Origin of the sequence: Kitasatospora sp. NPDC059817 (assembly GCF_042731835.1) — a bacterium.
GTDB lineage: Bacteria > Actinomycetota > Actinomycetes > Streptomycetales > Streptomycetaceae > Kitasatospora.
On record NZ_JBHWIR010000003.1, the window covers coordinates 79916 to 96911 of the forward strand.

The following is a 16996-nucleotide window of genomic DNA, read 5'->3' on the forward strand; positions in this document are numbered from 1 at the left end:
GGGGGGGTGGCCGTGGCCCGGGTGGTTCGGGTGCCGGGGCAAAATCCGCCCCCCCGCCGCACCGGGGGGCGATGGCCCTGGGGGTGCGGCGGGCGGCGGGGTCGGAGCCGTCCGGCGGCGTTCTTCCGGATTCCGGGCGCGGGCCCGGCCGGTCAGCCCTGCTGCTGGAGGCTGAGCGGGCGCATGTCCGTCCAGTTGCCCTCGATGTGGGCGACGGCGGTGGCCCGGTCGGTGGCCTCCAGGGTCACCGACCAGCCCTCCGGGACGGCGGCGAAGGACGGCCACAGGGAGTGCTGCCCCTCCGCGTTGACGAGGACGAGGAAGGTGCCGTCTTCGCGGTCAAAGGGGTTCGCCATGACTGTTCTCCAGATCTCGGGATCGCGGGACGTGCCGGGTTGACCGGGCGTCAGGTGGTCGGGGTGCCGGTCGGGCTCGCGGCCAGGGCGGCGAGGGCGTGTTCGACGACCGCGCCGATCGCCGCCGCCGGTGCGGGTTGCAGCAGCTGCTGGTGCCCGCTGTCCACGTCGTGCGCGAGGACGGCGGAACCGACGTGCGGCTCCCAGCTCTTGACCTTGAGGGCGCGCTCCTCCGGGGTGGGGCGGGTGTCGCCGCCGACTGCCACGAAGAGCGTCATCGGGCAGCCGTCGAAGCGGCCCGGGGTGAACCGCTGGAACAGCTCCAGGTTGTTCCGCATGACCCCCAGCAGCCGTTCCAGCGTACCCGGTTCGAGCGCGGCGAGGGGGCCTTCGGTGCGGGCCAGGTGCGCGGCGACGCCTTGCGGGGTGAGCCGTTCCGGCTCCGCCGCGTCGACCCCGGCCTCGGCCAGGAAGTCGGCGAGGAACTCGGCGTCGCTGGGCCGGGCCCCGAGGGCGTCGTCGGGGTAGGCGTCCAGGTTGGCCAGGAACGCCACCTGTTCGCCGGCGGCGTGCAGCCGGACGGCCATCTCGTGCGCCACGACGCCGCCGTAGGACCAGCCGAGCAGGTGGTACGGGCCGTGCGGCTGCACGGCGCGCACCCGGGCCAGGTACTCCTCGGCGACGTCGCCCAGGTCGGTCGGCAGCGGGCCGTCGTCGGACAGGCCGCGGGCCTGGAGGCCGTAGACCGGCTGCTCCGGGTCGAGGTGCTCGGCGAGCGCCGCGAACGGGATCGCGAAGCCGAGGCCGCCGTGCACGCAGAACAGCGGGGGCCGCCCGCCGGTGGGCCGGATCGGCAGGACGGGCCCGAGCAGGTCGACCGCGCCGCCCCCGGTGGCGGCGGCCGCGGCCAGCGCCTCCAGGGTGCGGTGCTCGAAGACCGCGCCGAGGCTGATCGGCAGCCCGGCCCGGCCGGCCGCGTTGACCAGCCGGATCGCCTTCAGGCTGTCCCCGCCGAGGGCGAAGAAGGAGTCGTCGGGGCCGACCGGGCCGGTGCCCAGGACCTCCTCGACGGCGGCGCAGAGCAGCCGTTCCGGCTCGGTGCGGGGCGCTCGCGGGGCGCGGGCCGAGGGGGTGGCCGCGGGGGCGGGCAGGGCCTTGACGTCCAGCTTGCCGTTGGCGTTCAGCGGCAGTTCCGGCAGTGCGGTGTAGCTCTCCGGCACCATGTGGCCGGGCAGCGAGCGGGCCAGGTGGCCCTGCAACTCGGCCGGTCCGGGGGTCGGCCGGCCGTCGGCGGGCACCAGGTAGGCGACCAGGCGGCGCTGGCCGGCGGCGTCGGCGGGGGCCAGGACGGCGGCCCGGGCGACGGCCGGGTGCTCGGCCAGCAGCCGTTCGATCTCGCCGAGTTCGACCCGGTAGCCGCGGATCTTGACCTGCTGGTCGGCGCGGGCGACGTACTCGATCCGGCCGTGCCGGTCCCAGCGGACCAGGTCGCCGGTGCGGTACATGCGCTCCCCGGGCGCGCCGAACGGGCAGGCGGTGAAGCGGGCGGCGGTCAGCGCGGGCTGGCCGAGGTAGCCGCGGGCCAGGCCCTCGCCGGCCAGGTACAGCTCGCCGACCACGCCGCGCGGCACCGGCCGCAGCGCCTCGTCCAGGACGTACGCGCGGGTGTCGCCGATCGGCAGGCCGATCGGGACGGTGCCCTCGGCGCGGCCGAGGTCCTGGCCGGTGGCGAAGGTGGTGGTCTCGGTGGGGCCGTACACGTTGAACACCGTGGTGTCCGGCAGGGCGGCCCGCAGCCGGTCCAGGTGGTCGCGGGAGTGCGCCTCGCCGCCGGTGAGCAGCGCCCGCAGCGGGGCCAGGGCACGCGGCCGGGTGTCGGCGATGGTGTTGGACAACTGGGTGGTGAGGAAGGCGACGCTCACCCGGGCGCGGGCCAGGAAGGACTCCAGGGCCTGCGGGTCGGCCGGGCCGGGCGGGTGGACCGCCACCCGGGCGCCGTGGGCGAGCGCGCCCCAGATCTCGAAGGTGGAGGCGTCGAAGGCGACCGGCGCGAAGTAGAGGAAGGTGTCCGCGGCGGTCGGCGCCAGCTCCGGCAGGCCCAGGACCAGGCGGACGGCGGCGCGGTGCGGGACCGCGACGCCCTTGGGCTTGCCGGTGGAGCCGGAGGTGTAGATGACGTACAGCAGGTCGTCGGGGTCGATCGGGGCGGCGGGCACCGGGGCGGTGACGGGCCGGTCGGCCAGGTCGGCCAGGGTTTCGGGGGCGTCCAGGAGCAGCTTGACGACCCCGGCGGGGAGCTCCCGTTCGGCCAGGGAGCGTTCGGTGACGAGCAGCCGGGCGCCGCTGTCGGCCAGCATGTCGCGGACCCGCTCGTCGGGGTAGGACGGGTCGATCGGCAGGTAGGCCGCGCCGGTGCGGGCGATCGCCAGCAGGGTGCTCACCACGGCCGGGCCGCGCTCCAGGCGCAGCGCCACCAGGTCGCCCCGGCGGGCGCCGCGCGCGGTCAGCAGGTGGGCCAGGCGGTTGGCCTCGGCGTCCAGTTCGGCGTAGCTGGTGTGCCGCAGCCGCTCGGGGCGGCCGGGCTCGGTGTGGACCAGCGCGACCGCGTCCGGGGTGGCCGCGATCCGGCGGTCCACCAGGGCGGTGAGGGTGCTGCGCGGGGTGCCGGCCCGGTGGGTGCCGAGGGCGAGCAGTTCGGCCTCCTCCTCGGGCCCGAGCAGGTCCAGCCGGGACAGCGGCCGGGCGGGCTCGGCGAGGGCGGCGGCGAGCAGCCGCAGGTAGGCGTCGGTGATCCGGCGGGCCGTGGCGGGTTCGAACAGGTCGGTGCGGTACTCGACGGCGAGCGCGAGCGCGCCGCCGGCCTGCTCGGTGAGCTGGAAGAACAGGTCCCACTTGGCGGTCCGGACGGGCACCGGCTGCTCGGTCACGGCGAGCTCCGGGTCGTCCTCGGGCGCCGGGGCCGGGCCGGCCTGCTGGAAGCCGAGCATCACCTGGAACAGCGGGTGCCGGGCCATCGAGCGCTCGGGGTTGAGCACCTCGACGAGCTTCTCGAAGGGCACGTCCTGGTGCTGGTGGGCAGCCAGGTCGTAGGCCCGGACCCGTTCGGCGAGCTCGCGCAGTCCCGGGTCGCCGGAGGTGTCGGTGCGCAGCACCAGGGTGTTGACGAACATGCCGACCAGCTCGTCGAGCCGCTCGTCGGTGCGGCCGGCGATCGGGCTGCCGAGCGGGATGTCGGTGCCCGCGCCGAGCCGGGTGAGCAGGGCGGCGAGTCCGGCTCGCAGCAGCATGAAGGCGCTGACGCCCCAGGCGGCGGCGAGCCGGTGCAGCTCGGCGCTGAGCGGCTGCGGCACGGTGGTGCGCACGACGTCGCCGCGGTGCTCGGCCCGGGTGCCGCGCGGGTGGTCGAAGGGCAGCGCCAGTTCCTCCGGCAGGCCCTTCAGGGTCTCGCTCCAGTAGCCGAGTTGGCGGGTGAGCTCGCTCTGCGGGTCGTCCTCCGCGCCGAGCAGTCCGCGCTGCCACAGGGCGTAGTCGGCGTACTGGACGGGCAGCGGCGGCAGTTGGGCCGGGCGGCCGGCCACCCGGGCCCGGTAGTACGCGGTGAGGTCGCGGGTGAGCGGGGCGAGCGACCAGCCGTCGCCGGCGATGTGGTGCAGGACGATCGTCAGCACGTGCTCGTCCGGGCCGAGCCGGAACAGGCGGGCGCGGAGCGGGAGGTGGTGTTCCAAGTCGAAGCCGCGCGCGGCCTCGGCGGCGAGGGCGGCGGGCAGGCCCGCCTCGGTGGTCTCGCTCACCGGGAGCGGGACGGCGGCCTCGGCCGGGGCGAGCACCCGCTGTTCGGCCGGTCCGCTGCCGGTGGTCTCGGGGGCCTCAGCGGGGGCGTGTTGCGGGAAGACGGTGCGCAGCGCCTCGTGCCGGGTGACCACGTCGTGCAGGGCGCCCGTCAGGGCGGCGGTGTCGAGCCGCCCGGAGAGGCGGATCGCCAGCGGGATGGCGTACAGCCCGCCGGGTGCGCCCAGGTGCTCGACGAACCAGAGCCGCTGCTGCGCGTACGACAGCGGCAGCACGGCCGGGCGCGGCCCGGCGGCGAGCGGGGCGCGGCCGGGTGCGGCGGCGGCCAGCCGTTCGGCGAGGCGGGCGGGGGAGGGGGCCTCGAAGAGGTCCCGCACCTGGAGTTCGGCGCCGAGTTCGGCGCGGACCCGGTTGACGATCCGGGTGGCGAGCAGCGAGTGGCCGCCGAGGGCGAAGAAGTCGTCGTCGACGCCGACCCGGTCGAGTCCGAGCACCTCGGCGAAGACGCCGCAGAGCTGCTCCTCCTCGGCGGTGCGCGGGCTGCGGGCCGAGGTGGTGTACGCGGGGGCGGGCAGGGCGCGGCGGTCGAGCTTGCCGTTGGCGGTCAGCGGCAGCGCGGCGAGCGGGACCACGGCCGCCGGGACCATGTACTCGGGCAGCCGCTCGGCGGCGAACTCCCGCAGCCCGGCCGGGTCGGCGCTGTCGCGGGGCACCACGTAGGCGACCAGGCGCTGGTCGCCGGGCCGGTCCTCGCGGGCGATCACGGCCGCTTCGGCGACCGCGGGGTGCTGGCCGAGGACGGTCGCGATCTCGCCCAACTCGATCCGGAAGCCGCGCAGTTGGACCTGCTCGTCGGCGCGGCCCAGGTACTCCAGGGTGCCGTCGGCCCGCCAGCGGCCGAGGTCGCCGGTGCGGTACATCCGGGTGCCGCCGGGTTCGAACGGGCAGGCGACGAAGCGGGCCGCGGTGAGGTCGGGGCGGCGCAGGTAGCCGCGGGCCAGGCCGGGGCCGGTGATGTACAGCTCGCCGGGCACGCCGGCCGGGACGGGCTGCAGGGCGCCGTCGAGCAGGTAGACCCGCAGGTCCGGGATGCCGCGCCCGATCACACTGCCGCTGCCGGCGGCGGCCGTCGGGGCGTCCAGCTCCTGGTAGGAGACGTGCACCGTGGTCTCGGTGATGCCGTACATGTTGACCAGGCGCGGCGCGTCGTCGGCGTGCCGGGTGTACCAGTCGGTGAGCTTGCCGATGTCCAGCGCCTCGCCGCCGAACACCACGGTCCGCAGGGCGAGCGGGCGCGGGCGGTCGGCGTCGGCGCGCATCAGCTGGTAGAAGGCGGACGGCGTCTGGTTGAGGACGGTCACCCGCTCCTCGGCGAGCAGGTCCAGGAAGGCGTCGGGGGAGCGCGACACGTCGTACGGCACCACGACCAGCCGGCCGCCGCGCAGCAGCGCGCCCCACAGCTCCCAGACGGTGAAGTCGAAGGCGATGGAGTGGAACAGCGTCCACACGTCGCCGGGGCCGAAGCCGAACCAGTCGTCGGTGGCCTCCAGCAGCCGCGCCACGTTCTGGTGCGGCACCACGACGCCCTTGGGGCGGCCGGTGGAGCCGGAGGTGTAGATGACGTAGGCCGGGTGCTCGGGGGAGGCCGCGGTGTCCGGGGCGGTGGCCGGGTGGGCGGCCAGCGCGGCGGCCGTCTCCGGGGCGTCCAGGTCCAGGCGTGGCAGGTCCAGGCGCGGCAGGTCCGGGGCGTCGGGCGGCTCGGGCAGCACGCCGCCGGCGGTCAGCAGCAGCGCCGGACGGGCGTCGCGCAGGGTGTAGCCGATCCGGTCGGCCGGGTGGCCGGGCTCCAGCGGCAGGTAGGCCGCGCCCGCCTTGAGGACGGCCAGGACGGCGACGATCAGCTGGACGCCGCGCGGCAGCGCGACGGCCACCAGGCTCTCCGGGCCGGCGCCGCGGGCGGCGAGCAGGTGGGCGAGTCGGTTGGCCCGCTCGTCCAGCTCGCGGTAGCTGAGGGCGGCCTCGCCGGGGGCGGTGACCGCGACGGCGTCCGGGGTGCGGGCGGCCTGCTCGGCGAACAGCTCCGCGACGGTGGCGCGCCGCGCGGGCTCCCGGGGGGCGGCCGAGGCGCCGCTCCACTCGCCGAGGATGCGGGCCAGTTCGGCGGGCTCGGGCGCGCCGAGCCGGGCGAGCGGGGCCTGCGGGTCGTCGGCGACCTGCTCCAGGACGCGGACCAGCCGGTCCAGGACGCGCTGCGCGGACGACTGCGGGTCCTCGGCGGCGTCAGTGTGCTCGGCGGCCTCGGCGAAGGCCGAGGGCCGGTAGGCGAGGTGCAGGTTCAGCCGCTCGCCGGGGAAGACGGTGAGGCTCAGCGGGTAGTGGGTGGCCGAGAGCACCTGGGCGGAGCTGACGGTGCCGCCCGACTCGCGGAACAGCGCGGCCTCGTCCAGCGGGTAGCTCTGGAAGGCGAGGACGGTGTCGAACAGCTCGCCCTGGACGCCGGAGGCGGCCTGCGCCTCGGCGAGCGGCAGGTGTTCGTGCGGCATCATCGCGAGCTGCTGGCGGGCCAGCGCCTCGAACAGCTCGCTCGCCCGCTGGTCCGGGCGCAGATCGGCGCGGACCGGCAGGGTGTTGGCGAACAGGCCGATCATCGACTCGACGTCCGGGACCTCGGCCGGGCGGCCGGAGGTGACCGACCCGAACACCACGTCCTCGCGGCCGGTGAGCCGGCCGAGCAGCAGCGCCCAGCAGCCCTGCACCACGGTGTTGAGGGTCAGGCCCCGGCCGCGCGCCCAGCCAGCGAGCGCCGCGGTGCGCTCCGGTGACAGGAACCCCCGCACGAGCGACGGCAGTTCGAGGGAGTCGCCGTCGCCGGCCCCGGGCAGCGCCCGGACCGGCCCGTCCAGGCCGTCCAGCAGCTGCGCCCAGGCCGCCCGCGCGGCGGCCCGGTCGCGGCCGTTCAGCCAGGTCAGGAACGAGCGGTACGGCGCGGGCGCGGGCAGCGCCGCCGCCCCCGCCTCGTCGCCGAGCAGCACCAGCTCGCGGACGGCCAGCGGGAACGACCAGCCGTCCATGACGATGTGGTGCACCGACCAGAGGAACCGGTGGTGCCCCGCGCCGAGCCGGATCAGGGTGAACCGCATCAGCGGCGGCCGCGCCAGGTCGAACCGGCGCAGCCGGTCCTCACGCGTCAGCCGCTGCGCCTCCGCCTCCCGGTCGGCCTCGGGCAGGTGGGTGAGGTCGTGCAGCTGCCACTGCGGCTCGACCTCGGTCTCCTTGAGGACGACCTGGACGGGCTCGCCGGTCTTGCGGTTGCGGAAGCAGGCCCGCAGGTTGGGGTGCCGGCGCAGCAGCGCGGCCGAGGCCGCGCGCAGCCGGGCGGCGAGCTGCTCGCCGTCACCCGCGCCCGGCCCGTCGATCTCCGCGACGAACTGGAGGGTGTACAGGTCGGGCGAGGCCTGGTCGTACGAGGACAGGAACAGCAGCCCCTGCTGGAGGGGGGAGAGCGGAAGTACTTCGCTGATCTTCGACCCGGTTCTGGGGGCGGTCGTCACGAAAGTTCCTCATTCAACTCGAATTCCAGATCGGCCAGTTCCTCGTCGGACAGGGCGATCAGACTGCTTTCGGGCTCCGTCGGGGCGGGCTCGGCGGGGTTCTGCTCCTGCTCCTCGGCGACCTGGGCCAGGGCGGCGGCGGTCTTGTGGGTGAAGATGTCGCGGGTGGTGAGGGTGAGTCCGGCCTTGCGGGCGCGGCTGACGACCTGGATGGAGCGGATGCTGTCGCCGCCGAGGGCGAAGAAGTCCTCGTCGATGCCGACCCGGCCGGTGCCCAGGACCTCGGCCAGGATCTCGGTCAGCACCTGCTCGCGCTCGGTGCGCGGCGCGCGGGCCTCCTCCTGGTCCCCCAGGTCGGGCCTGGGCAGGGCCTTGCGGTCGAGCTTGCCGTTGGCCGTGAGCGGCATGGCGGGCAGCACCAGCCAGGACGCCGGGATCATGTACCCGGGCAGCAGCTCGGCCAGTTGACGGCGGATCCGGTCCGGGTCGACGTCGGGGCCGGTGAGGTAGCCGATGAGGCGGGGGTTGCCGGAGGCGTCGGGGAGGACGGCGACGGCGGCGTCGGCGACGGTCTCCAGCGAACGGATGACGGCTTCGATCTCGCCGGTTTCGACGCGGCGGCCGCGGATCTTGACCTGGTGGTCGCGGCGTTCGATGAATTCGAGCTGGCCGTCGGGTCGTTGGATGACGCGGTCGCCGGTGCGGTACATCCGGGTGCCGGGTCCGGCGTAGGGGTCGGCCATGAACGTGCCCGCGGTGCGGGCGGGGTCGTGGAGGTAGCCGCGGCCGACTCCGGCGCCGCCGATGTAGAGCTCGCCGGGCACGCCGACGGGGACGGGCTGGAGTTCGTCGCTGAGCACGTACAGCCGGGTGTTGCGGACGGCGGTGCCGATGGGGACGCGGGCGGTGAGCGTGTCGCCGGCGCGGATGACGGCGTGGGTGACGTCGTCGGAGCACTCGGTGGGGCCGTAGGCGTTCATCATCGGGATGTGCGGGTGGCGGGCGTGCCACCGCTGGCACAGGTCCGCCGGAAGGGCCTCGCCGGTGACCATCAGCCAGCGCAGGTGCGGGAGTTCGGGGGCGTCGCCCTCGGTGTCCCAGGCGTCCAGGGCGGCGCGCAGCAGCGAGGGCACGACCTCCAGCACGGCGATCTTCTCGTCCCGCGCCATGCCGAACAGGGCGGCCGGATCAGCGGCCATCTCCGTCCCCGAGACCCGGACGGTGCCGCCGACGACCAGCGGGGCGAGCATCTGCCACACCGACACGTCGAAGGTGAGGGGCGCGTTCTGGACGACGCCCTCCCCGGCTACCAGGTCGAGATCGCCGACCTTGGCCCAGAGGTGGTTCATCATCCCGGAGCGCTGGACCATCGCGCCCTTGGGCTTGCCGGTGGAGCCGGAGGTGAACATCACGTACGCCAGGTCCAGCCCGGTGCCCACGCAGTCGGGCAGGGCCCGCGCGCCGGCGGCCTGCTCCAGGCCGATGACGGTGACCGGCCCGCCCTGGACGGCGGCGGCGAACTCGGCGGCCTGCTCCTCGTACCCGGCGCCGACCAGCAGGTGGCGGGCGCCGCCGTCCTCCAGCAGCCCGGTGTTGCGAGCGGCGGGGGCGGCCGGGTCGAGCGGCAGGTAGGCGCCGCCGGCGCCGATCACGCCCAGCACGCCGGTGATGAACGGGACGCCGGGCTCGGCGAGCATCGCGACCACCGAGCCGGTGGTGACACCGGCCTCGGCGAGGCCCGCGGACAGGCCGCCGGCCGCCTCGACCAGCTCCCGGTAGGTCAGCGAGCCGGCGCCGTCGGTGACGGCGGTGGCCTCGGGGGTGCGGGCGGCGACGGCGCGCACCCGCTCGACGACGCCGAGGCTCTCCTCGGGGATCGACGGGTCCCAGGCGCCGAGCAGTCCGCCCAGCTCGCCGGGGGTGCCGGTGCCGGTGAGGTCCGCCGGGCCGGTCACGTCGACCTGGGCGAGCGGCAGTCCGGGCCGCTCGGCGACGGTCCGCAGCAGGTGCTGGAAGATCGCCGCGACCCGCTCGACCTCGGCCCGGCCGAACAGGCCGGGGTTGTAGTCCAGCCGCAGGTGCAGGCTGTCGCCGGGGTGGACCACCAGGCTCAGCGGGTGGTGCCGGGCGTCCAGGGCCTCGGTGCGGACGATGCGCGGGCCGTCGGCGACGCCGGTGTCGAGGCCGTTCTCGTCCAGCGGGAAGTTCTCGAACAGCACCACGGTGTCGAAGACCTCGCCGGACAGGCCGGCGGCCTGGTGGATCGCGGCGAGCCCGAGGTGCTCGTGCGGGAGCAGCGCGGTCTGCTGGTCCTGGAGGGCGTGCAGCAGTTCGGCGAGGGTGTCGCCGGGGTGCAGCCGGGCCCGGACCGGCACGGTGGTGAGGAACATGCCGATCATCGACTCGACGTCCGGGACCTCGGCCGGGCGGCCGGAGGTGACGGCGCCGAACACCACGTCCTGGCGGCCGGTGAGCCGGCCGAGCAGCAGCGCCCAGCAGCCCTGCACCACGGTGTTGACGGTCAGGCCCTGGGTGCGGGCCCAGCCGGCGAGCGCGGCGGTCAGCTCGCGCGGCACCTCGGCGAGCACCGCGTCGGGCAGCGCCGGGAGGCGGCTCGGGTCGGCGGGGACGAGCAGGGTGGGCTCGTCGATGTCGGCCAGCACCCCGTGCCAGGCGGCCCGGGCGGCCGTGCGGTCCTGCGCGGTCAGCCAGGCCAGGTACGAGCGGTACGGGGCCGGGTCGGGCAGCAGCGCGACGTCCGCGCCGGGCGCGCAGAGCGCGAACAGCTCGCGGACGAGCAGCGGCATCGACCAGCCGTCGACCAGGATGTGGTGGCTGGTCCAGATGAACCGGTGCCGGCCCTCGCCGTGGGTGACGAGCGCGAAGCGCAGCAGTGGCGGCGCGGCGAGGTCGAAGCGGCGGGTGCGCTCGGCCTCGGTGATGCGGTTCAGCTCGGCGGCCCGGGCGGGCTCCGGCAGGTCGGTCAGGTCGGCTTCCAGCCAGGGCAGTTCGGCGTGCTGGGCGATGACCTGGACGGGCTCGCCGGTGGCCCGGGCGCGGAAGGCGGCGCGCAGGTTGGGGTGCCGGTCGAGCAGGGTCTGCCCGGCGGCGCGCAGGGCGTCGGCGTCGAGGTCGCCCTCGATGTCGGCGACGATCTGCAGGGTGTAGACGTCGACCGCGTCCGCGTCGCTGCCGGCGGCGGTGTCGTAGTCGGCGTGGAAGAGCATGCCCTGCTGGAGCGGGGTGAGCGGCAGGACGTCGGCGAGGGCGGTGCCGGCCTGGGCGAGTTCGGCCTCGTACTCCTCGATCTCGTCCTGGGCCAGGGCGACCAGCGGCAGGTCGGAGGGGGTGCGGCCGCCCGCGCCGGGGGCGGTGGCGTGCCGGGCGAGCAGTTCGAGGGCGCGGAACCAGGTGGCCGCGACGTCCTGGGCGTCCTCCTCGGCGACGGTCCGGCCGGCCCAGGACCAGTTGGCGATCAGGTGCGGGCCGTCGTGCCGGTCCTCGGTGGCCGGGGTGACGTCGAGCAGGTGCGGCAGCGGCATGCCGGGGTGGGCGCCGGTGCCGACCACGCCGTCGCCGCCGGCCGGCTCCCAGAGGCGGGCCTCGCGGGCGTCGAAGCGGCCCATGTAGTTGAAGCCGATCTGCGGCTTGTGGTGGCCGGCCAGGGCGCGGGCGGCGTGCGGGTTGAGGTAGCGCAGCAGGCCGTAGCCGACGCCGCGGTCGGGCAGCGCGCGCAGCTGCTCCTTGATCCGCTTGAGGGCGGCGGCGAGGGCGGGGCCGCCGGCCCAGAGCTCGTCCCAGTCGAGCGTGCCGGGGTCGAGGCGCATCGGGAAGGCGCTGGTGAACCAGCCGACGGTGCGGGACAGGTCGAGGCCGTCGCTGAGCTGCTCGCGGCCGTGGCCCTCCAGCTCGATCAGGGTCTGGGCGTAGTCGGCGCGGCCGTGCCGGCGGCGCCAGTCGGCGACGGCGAGGGCGAGGCCGGTCAGCAGGACGTCGTTGACCTCGGCGTGGAAGGCCGCCGGGACGTCGGTGAGCAGCGGGCCGGTGACCTCGGGGCCGAGCTCCAGGCGCAGGGTGCGCTGGGTGCCGTAGACGTCCGTCTCGGGGTCGAGTCGGTGGGTGCCGACCAGCGGGTCGGGGCCGGTCAGGATCGACTGCCAGAGGGCGAGTTCGGGGCCGCGGACCTGGGTGCGGGCCTGCGCGGCGAGCAGCTGGGACCAGGCGCGGTAGGAGGTGCCGACCGGGTCGAGGGCGGGGGTGCGGCCGGCCGCCAGCGCCTCGCAGGCGGCGGCGAGGTCGGGCAGCAGGATCCGCCAGGACACGCCGTCGATGACCAGGTGGTGGGCGGAGAGCACCAGCAGGGCGGTGTCGGCGCCGGGGGCCGCGCCGATCAGCACGGCCTGGATCATCACGGCGGCGGCGGGGTCGAGCCGGGCGCGGGCGGCGGAGGCCTGCCGCTCGGCGAAGCCGAGGGCGTCCTGGTCGTCGGCGCCGCTGCCGGCGCCGTTCTCGGCCGTGGCGACCAGGCGGACGCCGGCGAGCGCGCCGGGGGCCAGCGCCTCCAGGTGCCACAGGCCGGGGGCGGGTTCGGTGGCCCGGGTGCGCAGCGCGTCGTGGTGGTCGACCAGGGTGTGCAGGGCCGCGTCGAGCAGTTCGGCGTCCAGGGCGGCGGGGACCCGGACGACCACGTGCTGGCTGTACTTGACGACCGGGCCGGTGAGGCTGGTGGTGTCGTCGTGCAACTGGCCCATGATCGGGGTGAGTTCGTACGGGCCGGTGCCGCCCGCGTCCTCGGCGGGCGCGGTCGCCGCCGTGGGGTCGGCGCCGCCCGCGACCCGGGCGAGGGCGGCGGCGGTCTTGTGGGTGAAGATGTCGCGGGTGGTGAGGGTGAGCCCGGCCTTGTGGGCCCGGCTGACGACCTGGATGGAGCGGATGCTGTCGCCGCCGAGGGCGAAGAAGTCCTCGTCGATGCCGACCCGGCCGGTGCCGAGGACCTCGGCGAGGATGTCGCAGAGGACCCGCTCGCGCTCGGTGCGGGGGCTGCGGAGGGTGTCCTGCTCGCCGAGGGCGGGCTTGGGCAGGGCCTTGCGGTCGAGCTTGCCGTTGGGGGTGAGCGGCATGGTGTCGAGGACGAGCCAGGACGCCGGGATCATGTAGCCGGGCAGCAGTTGGGAGAGTTCGGCCCGGACCTGTGCGGGGTCGACGCCGGGGCCGGTGAGGTAGCCGATGAGGCGGGGGTTGCCGGAGGCGTCGGGGAGGACGGCGACGGCGGCGTCGGCGACGGTCTCCAGCGAACGGATGACGGCTTCGATCTCGCCGGTCTCGACGCGGCGGCCGCGGATCTTGACCTGGTGGTCGCGGCGTTCGATGAATTCGAGCTGGCCGTCGGGTCGTTGGATGACGCGGTCGCCGGTGCGGTACATCCGGGTGCCAGGTCCGGCGTAGGGGTCGGCCATGAAGGTGGCGGCGGTGCGGGCGGGGTCGTGGAGGTAGCCGCGGCCGACTCCGGCGCCGCCGATGTAGAGCTCGCCGGGGACGCCGACGGGGACGGGCTGGAGTTCGTCGCTGAGGACGTACAGCCGGGTGTTGCGCACCGCCGTGCCGATGGGGACGCGGGCGGTGAGGGTGTCGCCGGCGCGGATGACGGCGTGGGTGACGTCGTCGCTGCACTCGGTGGGGCCGTAGGCGTTCATCATCGGGATGTGCGGGTGGCGGGCGTGCCAGCGGTGGCAGAGGTCGGCGGGGAGGGCTTCGCCGGTGACCATCAGCCAGCGCAGGTCCGGGAGTTCGGGGGCATCGCCCTCGGTGTCCCAGGCGTCCAGGGCGGCGCGCAGCAGGGAGGGGACGACCTCCAGGACGGCGATCTTCTCGTCCCGGGCCATGCCGAACAGGGCGGCCGGGTCGGCGGCCATGTCGGTGCCGGAGACCCGGACGGTGCCGCCGACGATGAGCGGGGCGAGCATCTGCCACACCGACACGTCGAAGGTGAGCGGCGCGTTCTGGACGACGCCCTCCCCGGCGGCCAGGTCGAGGTCTCCGACCTTGGCCCAGAGGTGGTTCATCATCCCGGAGCGCTGCACCATCGCGCCCTTGGGCTTGCCGGTGGAGCCCGAGGTGAACATCACGTACGCCAGGTCCAACTCGCCTCCGACAGAGGCGAGTTCGGCTCCGCTGGTGGAGTCGGACGGGTCGGCCAGCGGCAGGGCGGTGGTCGCCCCGGCGGTGAGCTCGGCGGCCTGCTCCTCGTACCCGGCGCCGACCAGCAGGTGGCGGGCGCCGCCGTCCTCCAGCAGCCCGGTGTTGCGGGCGGCCGGGGCGGTCGGGTCGAGCGGCAGGTAGGCGCCGCCGGCGGCCTGGACGGCCAGCACACCGGTGACGAAGGGGACGCCGGGCTCGGCGAACATCGCGACCACCGAGCCGGTGGTGACCCCGGCGGCGGTCAGCCGGGCGGCCAGGCCCGCCGCGCGGGCGACCAGTTCGCGGTAGTCGATCCGCTCGGCGCCGTCGGCCACGGCCACCGCGTCGGGCGTACCGGCCGCGACGGCGCGGACCCGCTCGACCAGGCCCTGGTCGGCGGCGGTGGCCGGATCCCAGGCTCCGAGCAGCCCGAGCGGTTCGCCGGTCGCGCCCAGGCCCACCTGGCCGAGCGGACGGTCCGCGGGCATGGTGGCGAGGGTGCCGAGGAAGGTCTCGAACCGGGCGAGGTGGGTGGCGAGTTCGGCCGGCTCGTACAGCTCGGGGTTGCCGTCGAGGTGGATCTCGACGGTGCCGTCGTCCGCGTTCAGGACCGTCATGATGAGGTCCTTGACGATGCCGGTGGACAGGTTGACCACGACCCCGCGGCAGTCGCCGAAGGCCAGCTCCGGGTCCTGGTTGAGCACGTTGATGAACGGGCCGAAGGCGCGCTGGTCGTCGATCCGCAGGCCGATGTCGCGGCGGACCTTGTCCCCGCGGTAGCGCTGGTGCTTCAGCGTGCCGGCGACCTCGACCCAGGCCGCGCGCAGCAGTTCGGTGCGGGTCATCTCCGGGCGCACCCGGACGGCCAGCGGCAGGTAGTTGGCGAGCATGCCGGGGATCTCGCGGCTGACCGCGCCGACCCGGCCGGTGACCGGCAGGGTGAGCAGCGGCGCCGCGACCCCGGTGACGCGCTGGGTGTAGGCGGCCATCGCGGCGACCATCAGGACCGGCATGGTGACCTTGCCGTCCTGGGCGAGGGCGTGCAGCGCGGCCGTGGTCGCGGGGGAGAGCCGGGCGGTCTCGCGCAGCGCGACCCGGCCGGGGGCCGGCTCCTGCTCGGAGAGCGAGACCAGCTCGGGCACCGCGCCGTGCCGGTCGGAGGTGAGGCGGTCCGTCCAGTAGGCGCGGTCCTTCTCGACCATCGACGAGTCGAGGTACTTGCGCTCGGCGTCCAGCAGCCGGTGGAAGGCCGGCATGGCGTCGGCGTCCAGCTCGGCCGGGCCCTCGCCGGCGGCCAGCCGGGTGTAGGCGCTGGACAGCTTGGGGTAGAGCAGCGAGCGGCTGAAGCCGTCCGCGAGGATGTGGTGCATGCACAGGTAGAGCAGGTGGTGCTCCGGGGCGAGCCTGATCAGCGCGCCGCGGAACAGCGGGAAGTCGGTGACCTTCATCGGGTCGGCGTGGTCGGCCCGCATCCACCGCTCGGCGGCCGCCGAGGGCTCCGCCTCGCCGCTGAAGTCCAGCGTCTTGAGCGGGAGCTGGGCGAGCGGGCGGATGATCTGGCCGGGGGCGCCGTCCTCCTCGACGAACTGCACCCGCAGCCCCTCGGCCTCGTGGCCGAGGCGTTGCAGCGCCCGTCCGAGCAGCTCGGCGTCGAGCGGTCCGCGCAGATCGATGTAGTCCGCCATGTTGTAGGCCAGCGGCCCGGCGGCGAACTGCTCGTCGAACCAGATCTCGGCCTGTGCCGCGGTGAGCGGAAGGACAGCGTTCCGGTTTGTCGTCACTGCTTTGCTCTCCGTCATTCTCAGCCTCAGCCCCGCCTTGAAAACTCTCGACCCTCTGACCCCGCCGGCCCCGACCCCGCCGGCTCCGACCCCGCAGGCCCCGCCCCCGGCGGACCGGTCAGCCGGACACGGTCTGGAGCCCGGCGGCGACGCCCGCCCCGAGGCCCCGGTGCTCGACCCCGGGCAGCAGGCCCTCCGGGCCGACCGAACCGCGCACCCACTCGTCGTGGTAGACGGTGTCCATGTAGCGCTCGCCCAGGTCCGGCGAGATGGTCACGGCGGTCACCCGCTCGCGCACGCCGCCCGCGCCGTCGCCGTAGTGCTCGTTCAGCCAGCGCAGCGCGCCGCTGACGGCCGTCCCGGTGGAGCCGCCGAACAGGAAGCCGCCGCGCATCAGTTCGCGGCAGGTGCGGACGGTGTCGGTCTCCTCGACGTGGACCGCCCGCTCCACCAGCGACTCGTCCAGCAGCGCGGGCCGCACGCTGGTGCCCAGGCCCGGGATGTGCCGGGTGGCCGGCGGGGCGCCGAAGGTGACCGAGCCGACGCTGTCGACCGGGACGACCCGCACCGAGGGGCGCCGCTCGCGGAAGTACCGGGCGCAGCCCATCAGCGTCCCGGTCGTGCCCGCGCCGATGAACAGCACGTTCAGGTCCGGGAACTGGCGGGCGATGGCCGGCGCGGTGGTCCGGTAGTGCGCCATCCAGTTGCCCGGACTCAGGTACTGGTTGAGCCAGACCCGCTTCTCGTCGGCGGCGAGCAGCGCCTTGACGTGGCGGATCCGCGCACCGAGGAAGCCCTCGGTCTCGTGCGGCTCGGTGATCAGGTGCACCTCGGCGCCGTACGACTCCATGGTGCGGCGGGTGACCTCGTTGCAGCGAGAGTCGGTGACACAGATGAACTTGTAGCCGCGGCTGGCGGCGAGCACGCTCAGGGCGACGCCCATGTTCCCGGACGAGGATTCCACCAGGGTCGAGCCGGGGCCGAGGACGCCCGCCGCCTCGGCCTGCGCGACCATTTCCCGGGCCGCTTTCAGCTTGATGGACCCGGCGAAGTTGAACCCTTCGACTTTCAGGAAGAGACGGTGCCCGAAGAACGGCTGCAGATTCACGAAGAGGTCGCTGACCTCGAATTCGTGCGACGCGGAAATGACCGGCACTGGAGACTCCTGGCCTTCGGTAACGAATTAGCCTCGGCGGCAAGCCTCCCGCCGGGCGCTGACGAGGGGCTGACGGACTGCTGACGGGGTCCGCGACCAGGGTTTCGGACCCGTCCGGAGGCACGCGTCAGCCGTCCGTCAGTTGCCGGTCAGTTGCTCGTCAGCGCCATCGGAAAGCGTTTGTTA

4 protein-coding genes are annotated in these 16996 nt (G+C 75.1%); all 4 read right to left on the reverse strand.

What is annotated here, in order from left to right:
- Positions 1-152 precede the first annotated feature (152 nt).
- A complete protein-coding gene (locus tag ACFV61_RS01355) occupies positions 153-356 on the reverse strand; it encodes an MbtH family protein (protein WP_063348727.1) in 204 nt (67 codons plus the stop codon).
- A 50-nt stretch (positions 357-406) separates the two neighbouring features.
- A complete protein-coding gene (locus tag ACFV61_RS01360) occupies positions 407-7696 on the reverse strand; it encodes an amino acid adenylation domain-containing protein (protein WP_380489396.1) in 7290 nt (2429 codons plus the stop codon).
- A complete protein-coding gene (locus ACFV61_RS01365) occupies positions 7693-15654 on the reverse strand; it encodes an amino acid adenylation domain-containing protein (protein WP_380489398.1) in 7962 nt (2653 codons plus the stop codon). Before ACFV61_RS01365 ends, ACFV61_RS01360 begins: the two co-directional genes overlap by 4 nt.
- A 118-nt stretch (positions 15655-15772) precedes the next feature.
- Positions 15773-16810 (reverse strand): 2,3-diaminopropionate biosynthesis protein SbnA, encoded by a 1038-nt coding sequence (sbnA, locus tag ACFV61_RS01370; RefSeq protein WP_063348730.1) that lies wholly within the window; start codon positions 16808-16810, stop codon positions 15773-15775.
- Positions 16811-16996: the final 186 nt, after the last annotated feature.

Coding starts and splice junctions, on each gene's coding strand:
- ACFV61_RS01355 (WP_063348727.1), bottom strand. CDS start 356: ATGGCGAACCCCTTTGACCGCGAAGACGGCACCTTCCTCGTCCTCGTC.